The following is a 13,822-nucleotide window of genomic DNA, read 5'->3' as shown; positions in this document are numbered from 1 at the left end:
TTCGTCGTTCATCAGGCACCAATCCGAGCATAGGGCAGACCAACGACAGGTAAGGATTCCAAATCACTGGAGAAGCCCTATGATCCCGTCAAGGTTGACCGCATTCGTATTCAGCGCCCTGCTCTGCCCCGCAGTGTTCGCAGCATCCGCCACCGCTGCGGGCACCGGCCCTACCGACCCGACACCGCCACGCGCCCCCGCCATCAACAGTGCGCCCGGCATGAACACCGATGGCTCGGGAGTGCCCCTGATCAATCAGCCGCCCGCCACCGGCACCGACCCGCGCACGCAGGGCAGTGACCCGGGGCGCCAGGGCGGCATGAACACCCCCGACGCCCCCGCTACGCCAGACAACGCGGGCCCCGGCGTCGGTTCTAAAACCACCACCGGTGGTTCCGGTTCCGAAGGTTCCGGCCAGTAGTTCGCCGACGCGAGCGTCCTATTCACACCCATGAAGAGGTAACCATGAACGTCGATAAAAACCTGGAAAAAGAAGTCCTCACCCGCCTGTTGCACGCCCACCCGAGTGGTCTGGGCAAGGAGGTGTTGGACAATTACCGGGGAGAAAAGGTCGTGGCCAGCGCCCTCGCCGCCCTGCAGGATCGCGGACTCATTCACCACGGGCATATCACCTGTAACGAGGCTGGCGAGCACTCATTGAACCTGCCGATCAAGCTCAGTGCGGCCGGCGTTGAAGCGGCGCGCAAGCTGGATCTGCAGTAGTCCAGGGGCCGTTCGCTGCCGAGACGGCGAACGGCCTGATCTGCATACAAGAGGAGAACTCCCATGCCTCGTGGAAGCAAAGAAAAATACACCGCCGAGCAGAAGCGCAAAGCCGAACACATCGAAGACGGCTACGAGAAAAAAGGCGTGTCGAAAGATGAAGCCGAAGCGCGTGCCTGGGCGACGGTGAACAAGCAATCGGGTGGCGGCGACAAGGCCGGCGGTTCCGGGCGCAAGAAACCGGCGAGTGCCAAGTCTGAGGATCGCAAAGAGTCATCGCGGCGAGCCGTCGCCAGTCGCGAGGGACATTCGCGTAACAGCAAGGCTTCGAAGGATACGCAGACAGTGGATAGCCTGATGAAAGAAGCCCGGGCGAAGAAGATTCCGGGACGATCATCGATGCGCAAGCAGGAGTTGATTGAGGCGTTGCGCAAGGTCAGTTGAGTTTTGTGATGAGGCCGATGGCCTCATCGCTGGCAAGCCAGCTCCCACAGGGATCGGGGTGTCCACACATGTGTGTTCACCACAATAAGTTGTGGGAGCTGGCTTGCCAGCGATAGCGGTTGATCAAGCGCCGCCGCACTCGCGGATAAACGCATCCACCTCAGCCGCCCCCGGCGAAGTGGCCGGCCCCCAGCGCGTCACCGCCAATGCAGCTGCCGCATTCGCCCGACGCGCCGCTTCATGCGCGGTCAAACCATGCGCTAATCCGGCAATAAACACCCCGGCATGGGCATCACCGGCGCCATTGCTGTCCACGGCTTTCACGGCAAACCCCGGCACATGCCGACGCTCGTTGGCCTGTTGAATCCAGCAGCCTTGCGGCCCGTCACGCACGACCATCAACACATTTTTGGGCAGATGTTCAGCGAGACGGTCCAGTGCCACGCCAATGTCCTGCGCCCCGGTAAACCGCAGTGCTTCAACACTGTTACTGGTCCACACATCGATACGCGGCAGCAGTGCCTGCATCATCGGTGCATCCGGCGACTCGACCAGCGGGCCCGGATCGAACACCACTTTGATCGAATCCGGTAGCGCCAACGTCCAGTCGAGCAACGCTTGGGCCTTGCCTTCGTGCAACAGGCTGTAGCCGCTGAGATAAACGTAATCGCCCGCGTCGGCCGCGACGCTGTTCAGATCGTCCTCGGTCACCTCACCTTCAGCGCCGATATAGGAAATGAAACTGCGCTCGGCTGACGCATCCGTCAGCGCCACACACAACCCGGTGTCGCGTTGCGCAGGCTCTTGGATGCCGATCTGAATGCCTTCAGCGTTCATGGCATGGCGCGCCAGATCGCCGAACCGCCCGGTGCCATGCCGACCCAGATAAACCACCGGCAGGCCATTTCGCACCGCCGCCGCCATCACGTTGAACCCGCCGCCCGCCTCGAAACCGGCCGACTGCGCCAGCACGTCGCCGCCAATCTGCGGCAGTTTATCCACGGCCATGACCAGGTCGATGATGACCTGGCCGGTGTGCAACATCTTAGGCATGAGCATTCTCGGTTGGCGCGGCGCGGCGATCTTTCGCCCCGCCGAGGACGAAGTAAATGCCACCAGCGACCACGAAGGTCACGATCCAGCCGAGGCCGTTGTGGCCCAGCCACGAGTCGGACAGGAAGCCTTTGAACCAGACGTTTTCAGCGGTGGTGCCGATGGTGGTGAAGCTGAAGCCGAGCACGATGGCAATCGCCCACGCGCCGAACGCACGCCACTCGATGCCGCCGTTGTACCAGTAGGCACTGCGCGGACTGACGTCGAGCAGGTCGGTGGGGCTGTAGTAGTGACGATGGATCAGGTCAACGATGAAGATCCCGACCCACGCGGTGATCGGCACCGCCAGCAGCGAAATGAAGGTAATGAACGGGCCGTAGAAGCTGTCAGCGATCAGCATGAAGTAAATCGAACCGGCAAAGATCGCGACGATATCGACCACCACCGCGTACACGCGCTTGACCTTCAGGCCCAGCGTCAATGTGGTCAAACCGGCGGAGTACACCGACAGGTTGTTCGACAGCAGCAGGCCACCGAATGCGGTGATCAGGTACGGCACAGCCATCCAGGTAGGCAGCATGTCGCGAATCGCCACGATCGGGTCAGTCGCCGAGGCCAGATCGTTGTTGCCCACCGAGAGCAAGCCGCCGAGGGTAATCAGCAGCACCAGCGGAATGCCCGCACCAAACGCAGCGGATGCGACCAGACGCACGGCTTTGACGCTGCGATGCTGATAGCGCGACATGTCGGCGCCTGCGTTGGCCCAACCGATGCCGGTGCCGGCAGCCATGGTGCCGATACCGATGATCATTGCGCTCATCGGTGCGGGCGTGGCGTTGAACACCGCGCTCCAGTCGATGGTTGCGCAGAGGAAGCCACCGACAAGGATGTTCAGCGCGCCGAACACGTAGGTCGCCCACTTCTGGATCACCAGCAAGGTCGCGTGACCGAGGCCCGAGACGGACAAGGTCAGCAGGACAAAAATCGCGATGAAGATCAGCGTCAGTACCGGTGCGCTTTTCGCCTCAACCGGTGAGCCGAACAGGATCGAGCACAGCGACAACAGCACGAATGCCGCGGTGGTGGTGTTGACCGTTTCCCAACCCAGACGCGACATCAGCGAGACCAGCGTCGGGCCAATATTGCCGCGCACGCCGAAGATTGCGCGCGACAACGTCAGGCTCGGCGCACGGCCACGGCGACCGGCAATCGAGATGATTCCGACCACGGCAAACGAACCGGCAGCGCCGATGATTGCGACGATGATCGCCTGCCAGATCGCCAACCCGCGAAACGCCACTAGCGTCGCACCCAGCGGCAGACCGAGGATGGAAATGTTGGCGGCGAACCAGACCCAGAACAGTTGCAGCGGATGACCGTTGCACTCGGCTTCCGGCACCGGTTCGATGCCGCGGGTTTCCAGTTGCCCGGCGCTTTGCCCGGCGTTTGATGAACTCATGAAGGTGCTCCTGTTTGCCTTTTTTGTGGTTGTGGCAATGACGCAGAATGACAAGACATTGCGGCCGTCCCGGGCCTGTCTGCGCGATCCATTGCGGGTGAATGATTCAAGAATTTTGGTGCGCCTATCGCTGGCAAGCCAGCTCCCACAGGTACAGAGTGAACCTTAAGGTCTGCACTTCCCCTGTGGGAGCTGGCTTGCCAGCGATGGCGTCAGCCCAATCAGCGCAAGGCCAAAAGGCCCTGCACCAACGGCTCAAGCTCCAGATCGTTGACGGTTTTCACCGTCTCGATCATCTCGCCAGGCCAACACTCAAGGCCCAGGCAGGCCCCGAGCATCGCGCCGAGAATCGCCGCGATGGTGTCAGTGTCACCACCCAGACTGGCAGCCATGCACAGCGCATCGAACGCACTCATCTCACCGATTGCCACTTGCTGCGCCAGCGCGAACGAGACCACCACAGATTCCTGCGATGCCACCGAAGTGCCGATCACGTCGTAGAGCAGATCGGCGAGCAGCGCTTTGTCACTGTCGACGCTGATGCTGCGCGCCCAACTGATGCGCGAACCAATGCGACCACCGGCGACCCAGTGACCATGTGTTTCCGCTTGCTGAGCGATTTGCTGGCCGAGGTTGAGCGCCTCGCCCAGATCCACGCCATTGATGCCGGCAGACACCACCGCCGCCACTGCCGCCGCGCTGGAAATCCCCAGCGTGGTGTTGTGAGTCACCTGACAGGCCTGCACCACCGCCGCGATAAACCGCTCAGGATCGGCAACATCTGCCGCAATCCCCACCGGCGTGATGCGCATCGCCGCACCGTTGGTGGTGCCATAGCGACCGGCCTCCTCCGGCGAATGGCCAGCGAGGATCATTTCGATGGCGCGTTTGGTCGACGGGCCGAGCAAATCCTGCGAGCCCTTGGCCTGCATCGCGGCTTCCCACTCGATCAGGCGTTGCGCGAGGATCGCCGGTTCGATGTGGCCCTTGCCTTCAACCAGCAACTCGCCAACCAGAATCGCCTGCTCGGTGTCGTCGGTGATCGAGCCTTTGGGCATGTTCGCGGCGATCGGTTGCAGAGGTCCGGCGTCCTGCAGATCGGTGATTGTGCCGAACCGGGTCTTGATGGTTTCGCGGTTCAGCGATTGCGTCGGCATGCCCAGCGCATCACCGAGGGCCAGGCCATAAAACGCACCGAGGGCACGGTTGAGCGCGGTCATTTCGATTCTCCAAATTGCAGGTGCAGACGGAAATGCACCGGATCGAGCAGGCTTTCGACCTGTTCCATGAAACGGTTCTGCCGGTCGTAGGTGGTACGCAGGGCTTTGAGGAACACCGTGCCTTCCGGGCGGCCGAGCAGTTCGGCGTCTTCGGCATTCAGCGGCTCCGCGCCGATCCATTGATCGCCGCGCTCGCCGACGTAACCGTAGGCGGCCAGGGTGATGGTCAGGGAGTTGTCGATCAGACCGACGCGCGGCAGGCTTTCCAGGCCGCCGGTGGCCGGCATCAAAGAACGTTCAAGGGACACCAGCGTGCCTTCGGTGGAACGGCGACGACGGTCGAGGGTGATGAATTGATCGGTGCCGAAACGCGCCAGCAAATCGGGGCGGGTCACGCCCTCCAGACGCAGCACTTCGGTATTGATCATCGCCCCGCTGTCGGCCAGCGCCTGCGCCCAGCCGCTGCGTTGGTCGAGGGCGACCCCGTCGAAAGTGACAATCGACCCGACGCCGCTCTGCGTAGCGATGTATTTGCGCCGCTTCAGTTCGGCCAGCGCCTCGCGCAGCGTGCCTCGGCTGACTTTGAATTCTTGAGCCAACTGATGCTCGCCGGGCAACAGAAAGCCGTCCTCCATGAGGCCGCTTTCGATGCGCCGGACGAGTTCGTCGACCACCCGTTGTTTCTTGTCAAATCGTACCTGTCTAATCATGTACAAATTGATAACCGAAACGGGTGCGGGCGAGCAAGGGATATTTGAGGAAGGTGACAGAAGGCGGGGAGCTGAAGCGATCCCCTGTGGGAGCTGGCTTGCCAGCGATGACGGCGGCACATCCAAAGTTGATGTTGAATGTTATACCGCAATCGCTGGCAAGCCAGCTCCCACAGGTTTTCGTGTTGGGGATGGATTCAGCGTTGTTTGAGGCGGTCGATGACCACGGCCAGCAACAGGATCGAACCACGGATCACATACTGATAAAACGTATCGATGTTCTTCAGGTTCATCGCATTCTCAATGATCGCCAGAATCAACACCCCGGCAATCACATGCCGGATCATGCCGATCCCGCCGCTCAGCGACACGCCGCCCAACACGCAAGCCGAGATCACCGTCAGCTCAAAACCCTGACCAATCATCGGCTGCCCGGAGGTCATCCGCGAGGCGAGAATCACACCCGCCAGCGCACCAATCACGCCATGCACGGCAAAGATAATGATCTTGGTCCGATCAACATTCACGCCCGCCAGCAGCGCCGCTTCCTGGTTACCGCCGATGGCCATGGTGTTGCGCCCGTAGGTGGTGTAGTTCAGCAGCCAGCCAAAAAACAGAAAGCAGACGATAGTGATCAGAATCGGCACCGGCACGCCGAACAACTGGCCGTTACCGAAGACGAAGAACGATTCCTGCGACACGCCCACCGCTTTGCCGTTGGCAAAAATGTACGCCAGACCGCGAACGATCTGCATGGTCGCCAACGTGGTGATCAACGCGTTGACCCGCAGCTTGGCGATGACGATGCCGTTGATGAGCCCGACAATCAGGCCCATCACCAATGCCGCACTGACACCGAGAAACACGCTGTTGGTGTCGCGCATCACCACCGCCGCGACCACGCCGGCGCAGGCAATCACCGAGCCCACCGACAAGTCGAAATGCCCCGACGCCAGGCAATACAACATCGTGCACGCGGCGATCCCGGTGGTGGAAATCGCCAGTCCCAAACCACGCATGTTCAGCGGCGAAAGGAAGTTGTCGATCAGCAGCGTGCAGGCAACGAAAATGCCCACAGCCGCCAGCAGCATGACCCAGTCATCAAGGAAGCGGCGCATGTCCAGAGGTTTGCGCTCTTTGGGCAGGGTTTCGTTTTGGGTTGTCATCATAGTCACCTCTCAGTTCGCCACGCCGTCAGCGCGGTGGCGCGGCAAAGCCAGTTGCAGCAGGTTGGATTCATTGGCCTGGTCACGGCTGATTTCGCCGCGCAGGGCGCCTTCGCAGAGCACCAGAATGCGGTCGGAAATACCCATCACTTCCATCAGGTCGCTGGACACCACGATCACCGAAATGCCCTCGGCGGCGAGGTTGTGGATGATCTGGTAGATCTCCGCTTTGGCACCGATGTCGATGCCGCGCGTCGGTTCGTCGAGCAGCAAAACTTTCATCGGCATCGACAGCCAGCGACCGAGAATGGCCTTCTGCTGATTGCCGCCGGAGAGAAATTTGATCTGCTGGCCGGCGTGCGGGGTTTTCACTTTCAGCGACTTGATCTGCTTGTCGGCGTTGCCCTTCTCCCAGAGACCGCGAATCAGGCAACCGAGGCCGGAGTTGGCCCCGCGCGCACTGATGTTGATGTTCTCGGCAACGCTGGCCAGCGGGATGATGCCCTCCTTCTTGCGATCCTCCGGACACAGCAGAATGCCCGCCGCAATCGCGTCGCGCGGTGAGCGCAGTTTCAGTTCATGGCCACGCAGTTCGAGGCGTCCGGCGGTGTTGCGCTCCAACCCGCTGAGCAGGCGAAACAGTTCGGTGCGCCCTGCCCCGACCAACCCGAACAGACCAAGAATTTCACCTTTGTGCGCCTCGAAACTAATCGGCTCACGCAGGCCCGGGCCGAGCAAACCGTCGACCTTCAGCGCCACCGCGCCGCGTGGACGATGACGATAATCGTAGATGTCCTGAATGTCGCGACCGACCATGCAGGTCACCAGTTGATCGTGGGTCAACTGGCTCATGTCCTCGAAGGTGCGCACGTAGCGACCGTCCTTGAACACCGTTACCGCGTCGCAGATACGGAACACTTCTTCCATGCGATGCGAGACGTAGAGCACGACTTTGCCCTCGTCACGCAGACGCCCGATGATCGCCATCAAGCGGTCGATCTCGCGGGCCGACAGGCTGCTGGTCGGTTCGTCGAAGGCAATGACATGCGCGCCGCGCGACAGCGCTTTGGCGATTTCCACCAGTTGCCGCTGGCCGAGGGACAGGCGTCCGACCTTGGTTTGCGGATCGATTTCGTCGGCCAGGCCTTTCAGGCAACTCAATGCTTGCTGGCGCAGCGTGCCGCGATTGATCAAACCGAAACTGGCCGGCAGATGGCCGAGAAACAGGTTCTCGGCGACGGTCATTTCCGGCACCAGATGCAGTTCCTGGTGAATCACCGCGACGCCGCTGCCGATGCTGTCGGCGGTCGACTTGAACGCCATGGTCTGTTCGCCGATCTGTAACTCGCCGCTGCTCGGGATGTAAGCGCCGCCGAGGATTTTCAGCAGGGTCGATTTGCCGGCGCCGTTCTCGCCCATCAAGGCATGAACCTGCCCCGGATGCGCGACGAAGCTGATGGCGTCCAGCGCCTTCACACCGGGAAAGGTTTTGCCGATCCCGTTGAAGCGCAGGCTGCCGCTGGCGCTGTGTTGTGCTTGTGTCTGTACTTGCGCGTGCATAAAGCCACCTCTTCACACCGAAAAACGGCCCGGCTACCCGGGCCGTCGCTACGTCAGTTCCACAAGCCGATTTTTTCCAGCTCTTGCTTGAAGTTTTCGCGGGTGATCAGGGTGACGTCGTCCATCGCGGTGTACTTCGGCGGCTCTTTGCCGGTGGTGACCCACTCGTACATCATCTCGGCGGTTTTGTAGCCTTCGATGTGCGGGCTTGGCAGCATCGAACCGAAGAAGCCGCTGTTAGGCTTTTTCAGTTCGCCAATGGCGTCGGTGCCGTTGATGCCGATGCCGATCACGTTGGCTGCGGCAAAACCGGCCGCTTCAGTGGCGCGCACGCCGCCGAGCACGGTGTTGTCGTTCATGCCACCGATGATCAGGTTTTTCGCCGCGCCTGGCAGTTTCACCAGTGCCGAGTTGGTGGCGTCCATGCTGCCCGGTACGTCGAGGGTTTTCAGCGCGGCGAAGAGGATGTGATCTTTCGGCATGCCGGCGTCTTCAAGGGACTTCACCGAGCCGTCGGTGCGCTTCTTGCCGGTGTCGAGTTCGTTGTAGGTGTTGACCACCGCGTAGGTGTCTTTCCAGTCCCAGTTGCGTTTTTTCGCTTCGGCAACCATCGCGTTGCCCTGCTTCTGGCCGACTTCGAACGCTGCCATGCCGAGGTACGGCACGTCTTCCATGAACTTGCCGTTGGCGTCGACGAAACGGTCATCGACGGCAATCACTTTGAGGTCATTGAGTTTGGCTTTGGCCATGATTGCCGGGCCGAGCGAGACGTCCGGCGGGCAGATCACAAAGCCCTTGGCGCCGTTGGCGGCAAGGCTATCGATGGCCGACAAGGTTTTCTCACCATCCGGCACGGCGATCTTGATCAGTTCGAAGCCCTTGTCCTTGGCGGCTTTCTCGGCGAAGGCCCACTCGGTCTGGAACCAGGGTTCTTCCGCCTGTTTGACCAGAAAACCGATTTTCACGGTGTCGGCAGCGAGCAGCGAACTGCTCAGGCTGAATGCAGTGACCGCCAGGGCGGTAGTGCACAGGGTACGAATCCCGAAACGACGTTTCATAAGCTGACTCCTTGTTATTTTTTTTGAGCAATGTTTGAAAAGCGTTAAAGCGTGTTCCTGCGAAGCCTGTTGAAAATAGTCATATCGTATGATGATTGGATTTCAAGCGGATTGATCCGCATGAAAGCCGCTGCGCTCAGTCGTGGTACATCACAGAGCGACCACCATCGATGGTGATGCATGACGCGTTGATGAACGGTGCTTCGTCGCTGGCCAGAAACACCGCCGTCATCGCCACTTCGAGCGGCTGACCGATACGCTTCGGCGGGTGCAGATCGAAGGCGCGCTGCCGCTCGGCATGCGGATCGGCGAACCCGTTCCAGTAGTCGACGTTCAGTTGCGTTTCAATGTAGCCCGGGGCGATGGCGTTGACGCGGATGCCTTTCGCCGCGTACTCGATGCCAAGTGCGCGGGTCAGGCCGAGCAAACCGTGTTTGGCCACCGGGTACGGGAAGCAGCCGGGAATGATGTGGCTGGAATGGGTCGAGGCGATGTTGATGATGCTGCCGACGCCCTGCTCGATCATCTGCGGCAGCACCGCTTTGCAGCCGAACCAGGCGCCGTCCAGGTCGATGGCGAAGCAGCGGCGCCAGTCTTCCTCGGTCATTTCCAATGGATCGCGGAACACGTTGACCCCGGCGCAATTGACCAGCACATCAATGCGCCCATGCAGTTCAACGGCGCGTTTGGCCATGGCGTGCAGATCCTGCTGACGCGAGACATCCGCCTTCAGCGCCTGCACATCAAAGCCCTGTTCGCGCCAGTGCGCGGCAACCTGCTCGACTTTCTCGGCCTGAATATCGCTGATGACCAATTTTGCTTGCTGCGAAGCGAACGCAGCGACGATGGCTTCGCCAATACCCTGCGCAGCACCGGTCAGCAGCACGACCTTGTTTTTCAGACGCTCGCCCTTCGGCGGTGCGGGCACCGGCGGCAGGGAAAGAGGTTCAGCCATGGATCTGGACTCCTGTTTCGCAAGCGCAAAAAAACCGGGCATCTGACGATGTCCGGTTCGGAAGGCGTTTGAAACAAAACAGGCAGGCGCGGCCGACAGCTTGAGGCCGTTGCAAGACGCGGACTCCACACGGGAGTGCGATAGACATTCGCTGCATCACTTCACCTGTTTTGTTCTTTTTAAGTGTGAGTGCGTGTTACTGCTGGAGCCGACTATAAACCCGACCGCCAAATAATCTCAATATATAATTTTGCATCCCATATTTTGGGATTTAATGCGCAAATCGCGTACAGAGCTTTCCTGCAACATCAACGCGCATCGACAGCACGGCACCGTCCAGTGGATGGTTGTGCGGGCTCTTGGCGCTGGTAACAAAAAGGGTCTTCAGATCTTCGCCGCCAAACACGCAACTGGTCGGGCGGCTGACCGGCAGGTCGATTTTGCGATCGACCTTGCCCTCCGGTGACAGACGCAACAGGCAACTGCCGTCCCAGCGGGCATTCCACACGTAGCCTTCAGCATCCATCGCCGAACCGTCCGGGCCGCCCTGCTGGTCGGGGCCGTACCAGACCTGCGCGGCATCGAGGTTGCCATCGGTGTGAATGAAGTAGCGATGAAGCGTGCTGTCCATGCTGTCGCCGAACAGCAGCGTGGTGCCGTCGTCGCTCCACAGCAGCGTGTTGGGAATCCCCAGTCCTCGCAGCAAGGGCGTCACACGCTTGTCGGGATCGACCCGGAACAAGCCACCGGAACGACGGGTGATCGGCAAGTCTTCGCCATTTTCACCGATGTTGTTTTGCATGGTGCCGAGCCACAAACGGCCTTGGCCATCGCAACGTGCTTCATTGGGGCGATTGCCGGGTTGCGGGTCAGCGACGCAGAACAGGCTCAGGCGCGGTTCGAGACCGGGGGAGTCAAGATCAAGGCGATACACGCCGCTGCTGAGCGTGACCAAAGCATCGGCGCTGGCGCAGGGGATGAACGCGGAAACGTGTTCGGGCATGTGCCAGATCTCAACGTTCTGGCCGATCAGGCGCAAGGCCTGTTTGCCGGCGATGTCGACCCAGTACAGTGCCTGGGTAGGCGCGTCCCAGAACGGGCCTTCGCCGAGTTGGGCGCGGTGTTGGGTCAGGGCGGTCCACGGCATATCAACTCCTCAATTGTTCTTGTGATTTTTTGTAGGAGTGAGCCTGCTCGCGATGGCGTAGTGTCAGTTGACTTCAATGCGACTGATTTACCGCTATCGCGAGCAGGCTCACTCCTACAGGGAATTTCTTTGTGTTCAGCTGGCTTTTTTGTCGGCCATGACTTTCGGGTAAAAGCGTTTGATCGCCAGATCCGCGTTATCGATCAACGTCATGCACGCCCACACGCCTCGCGCGGAGTCGCGGGCTGCGATGGCATCGGCCATGTCTTTATGGATCGGTAACGTACGCCGCAATTCATCAGGATCAGCAGCGGAAACTTCGAACGACACCGCCAGCAACGCGCCGAGGGCCGGGACCATTTGTTCGATGAATTGGTTGTGGCTCGCCGCAAGAATGCATTCGTGGAAGAACTGATCGGCGCGGTTGTAATCGGCATCGCAGTCCACTGCGCGCTCAAGGGCGTTGTAGGCCAGTTGCACCGCTTCGATCTGTTCCTGTGTTGCCCGCTCGCAGGCCCAGCGCACGGCCATCGGCTCGATGGTGCGGCGCAGGTCGAGCAGGTCGTCGACGAAGTTTTCCGGCAAGCCGTTGCGCGACAGCCAACCAACGACTTGCGGATCAAACAGATTCCAGCGCCGCACCGGCAGCACGCGGGTGCCGACTTTAGGCCCGACTTCGAGCATGCCTTTGGCGACGAGGGTTTTGATAGCTTCGCGGATGACCGTGCGGCTGACGCCGAGCTGTTCGCCCAGATCGGCCTCGACCTTGATGGTCTGCCCCGGTTTGACCTGGCCGGCGGCGATCCAGCTGCCCAGCCAGTCGACCGTGGATGCGTGAAAGCTGCTGGACATGAACACCTCAAAGCGGATCGCGATGGGTGATCAAGCTAATGATCATATGATTGGGTGTCAACGACAAAAAAGATCGCAGCCTTCGGCAGCTCCTACAGGTGTACGCCACGTAGGAGCTGCCGAAGGCTGCGATCTTTTAAGGTTCGAGGCCGATGCGGAAGAACTCGCCGCCGCTCCACACGCCAAGCCAACGCTGGCCATCAATTTCACGGCTCACCGCCAGTTCCACCAGTTGGTAGAACACATTGCGGTGAATCAACGCTTCAAGGTTAGTGCGGATATGCACGTAGGGCGCTGGTTCTTGTGTCGTCGGATCTATCTCGACGCGGATCGGATGTTCGGGCCCGGCCTCGGCGGTTTCATCGACGTTGGTAGTGAAGCGCAACAACTGCGCCTCTCCCTCGCCTTCTACCTCGACGGCAATCGCCACAAACGGCGCATCGTCAACCTTGATCCCGACCTTCTCGACCGGGGTGATCAGGAAATAGTCATCGCCATCGCGGCGGATGATCGTCGAGAACAGTTTGACCATCGGCTTGCGCCCGATCGGCGTGCCCAGGTAGTACCAGGTGCCGTCGCGGGCGATGCGCATGTCGATGTCGCCGCAGAAGTCCGGGTTCCACAAGTGCACCGGCGGCAAGCCTTTGGTTTTGGGGATCTGTCCCAACAGGTCATTGGCTTTTTGCGGGCCACTCATGGCGTTCTCCTTGAATTATTGGTCGCCGACTCCCAACAGGCTGCGCGCGTACTGTGCCAGCGGCGGGCCGATCAGGTCTTCGGGCTTGTTGTCGTGGAACGTCAGTAAACCGCCACGACTCTTGATGCGAGCAGTATCAATCAAATACTGGGTGTTGGTCTCGATCAACATGATCTGAATCACGCCGCCATCGATGCCGAGGCGATCCACGGCTTCTTGGTCGAGCCACTCATCGGAGTTGCCGATACGGTCGTCAGCCTTGGCGAAACGGGTGTACAGCAGATAGTGGGCGCCAGCGTCGCGAGCTTCGCCCATCGCCTGATCGAGGCCTTCCGGCGCACGCGCGCGGCGAACCATCGGGAAGTATTCGACGAAACCTTTGAAGGCTTCTTCGGCGACGACATTGGGACGCGGATAAGAACCGCCCGGCGGTGCAAACGCGCCTTGGGCGATGTAGATGAACGAGTCCGGCTGAATACGGAAGTTGTTCACGCGACGGCTGTCGCTGTGGTCCAGCAGACCTGCGTCACTCATCTGGTAGCGAGTGCCTTCGGCCATATCGCTGACAGTCATACAGCCGCCAAGCGCCAAAACGGCCAGCAGCAAAACCAGGCTACGCATCCTATTCCTCCAGAGGCCGGTGACGGAAAACCGGCGAATGGCCATTGAATGCAGCTTTTGCGCCAGCTCTGGTTCTTCGTTGAATGTTAGATCGTATTCGCGAGCAAGCTCGCTCCCACATTCGAAATGCATTCCAAATGTGGGAGCGAGCTTGCTC

The 13,822-nt window shown here is 60.4% G+C and carries 15 protein-coding genes; 3 read left to right on the top strand and 12 right to left on the bottom strand.

Going from position 1 to position 13,822, the window contains the following annotated elements; all coding sequences use genetic code 11:
- The first annotated feature begins 79 nt into the window (after positions 1-79).
- The 3 genes from EJA71_RS24110 to EJA71_RS24100 all read left to right on the top strand — a co-directional run bounded on the left by EJA71_RS24110 (position 80) and on the right by EJA71_RS24100 (position 1,167).
- Positions 80-421 carry a hypothetical protein gene (locus EJA71_RS24110; RefSeq protein WP_007908306.1) on the top strand — a complete coding sequence of 114 codons (342 nt, stop codon included), beginning with the start codon at positions 80-82 and terminating at the stop codon, positions 419-421.
- A 44-nt stretch (positions 422-465) separates the two neighbouring features.
- Positions 466-723 carry a hypothetical protein gene (locus EJA71_RS24105; RefSeq protein ID WP_158960037.1) on the top strand — a complete coding sequence of 86 codons (258 nt, stop codon included), beginning with the start codon at positions 466-468 and terminating at the stop codon, positions 721-723.
- A gap of 63 nt (positions 724-786) precedes the next feature.
- Positions 787-1,167 carry a Rho termination factor N-terminal domain-containing protein gene (locus tag EJA71_RS24100; RefSeq protein ID WP_158960035.1) on the top strand — a complete coding sequence of 127 codons (381 nt, stop codon included), beginning with the start codon at positions 787-789 and terminating at the stop codon, positions 1,165-1,167.
- Between the two features lie 123 nt (positions 1,168-1,290).
- On the opposite strand, the gene EJA71_RS24095 is transcribed toward EJA71_RS24100, so the two are convergent.
- From EJA71_RS24095 to EJA71_RS24040, 12 genes are all read right to left on the bottom strand, one after another.
- Positions 1,291-2,220, bottom strand: a complete 930-nt coding sequence (locus EJA71_RS24095; RefSeq protein WP_158960033.1) for a PfkB family carbohydrate kinase — start codon at positions 2,218-2,220, stop codon at positions 1,291-1,293.
- Entirely contained in the window at positions 2,213-3,679 is a 1,467-nt protein-coding gene (locus EJA71_RS24090) for a cytosine permease (protein ID WP_053122564.1), read from the bottom strand. The genes EJA71_RS24095 and EJA71_RS24090 overlap by 8 nt, the downstream gene beginning before the upstream one ends.
- 221 nt (positions 3,680-3,900) lie before the next feature.
- Positions 3,901-4,899 (bottom strand): ADP-ribosylglycohydrolase family protein, encoded by a 999-nt coding sequence (locus EJA71_RS24085; RefSeq protein WP_158960031.1) that lies wholly within the window; start codon positions 4,897-4,899, stop codon positions 3,901-3,903.
- On the bottom strand, positions 4,896-5,609 hold the full coding sequence (locus tag EJA71_RS24080; protein WP_158960029.1) for a GntR family transcriptional regulator: 714 nt from the start codon (positions 5,607-5,609) through the stop codon (positions 4,896-4,898). The genes EJA71_RS24085 and EJA71_RS24080 overlap by 4 nt, the downstream gene beginning before the upstream one ends.
- Positions 5,610-5,806: 197 nt before the next feature.
- Positions 5,807-6,775 carry an L-arabinose ABC transporter permease AraH gene (gene araH, locus EJA71_RS24075; protein ID WP_026000669.1) on the bottom strand — a complete coding sequence of 323 codons (969 nt, stop codon included), beginning with the start codon at positions 6,773-6,775 and terminating at the stop codon, positions 5,807-5,809.
- A gap of 12 nt (positions 6,776-6,787) precedes the next feature.
- Complete coding sequence (gene araG, locus EJA71_RS24070; protein ID WP_158960027.1) at positions 6,788-8,335, bottom strand: L-arabinose ABC transporter ATP-binding protein AraG; 1,548 nt, start codon at positions 8,333-8,335, stop codon at positions 6,788-6,790.
- A gap of 53 nt (positions 8,336-8,388) precedes the next feature.
- Positions 8,389-9,393 carry a substrate-binding domain-containing protein gene (locus tag EJA71_RS24065; RefSeq protein WP_158960026.1) on the bottom strand — a complete coding sequence of 335 codons (1,005 nt, stop codon included), beginning with the start codon at positions 9,391-9,393 and terminating at the stop codon, positions 8,389-8,391.
- 136 nt (positions 9,394-9,529) lie between these two features.
- Positions 9,530-10,348 (bottom strand): SDR family oxidoreductase, encoded by an 819-nt coding sequence (locus tag EJA71_RS24060; RefSeq protein ID WP_158960024.1) that lies wholly within the window; start codon positions 10,346-10,348, stop codon positions 9,530-9,532.
- Positions 10,349-10,619: 271 nt separating this feature from the next.
- Positions 10,620-11,495 (bottom strand): SMP-30/gluconolactonase/LRE family protein, encoded by an 876-nt coding sequence (locus EJA71_RS24055; protein WP_158960022.1) that lies wholly within the window; start codon positions 11,493-11,495, stop codon positions 10,620-10,622.
- 135 nt (positions 11,496-11,630) lie between these two features.
- Positions 11,631-12,347 (bottom strand): FadR/GntR family transcriptional regulator, encoded by a 717-nt coding sequence (locus EJA71_RS24050; RefSeq protein WP_158960020.1) that lies wholly within the window; start codon positions 12,345-12,347, stop codon positions 11,631-11,633.
- Between the two features lie 136 nt (positions 12,348-12,483).
- Entirely contained in the window at positions 12,484-13,044 is a 561-nt protein-coding gene (locus tag EJA71_RS24045; RefSeq protein WP_158960018.1) for a DUF1285 domain-containing protein, read from the bottom strand.
- 15 nt (positions 13,045-13,059) lie between these two features.
- Positions 13,060-13,665, bottom strand: a complete 606-nt coding sequence (locus tag EJA71_RS24040; RefSeq protein ID WP_158960016.1) for a DUF4823 domain-containing protein — start codon at positions 13,663-13,665, stop codon at positions 13,060-13,062.
- Between the last annotated feature and the right edge of the window lie 157 nt (positions 13,666-13,822).

This window comes from Pseudomonas sp. PB106, assembly GCF_009764645.1.
Classification (GTDB): domain Bacteria; phylum Pseudomonadota; class Gammaproteobacteria; order Pseudomonadales; family Pseudomonadaceae; genus Aquipseudomonas.
This window is presented reverse-complemented; position numbering and strand designations above follow the sequence as displayed.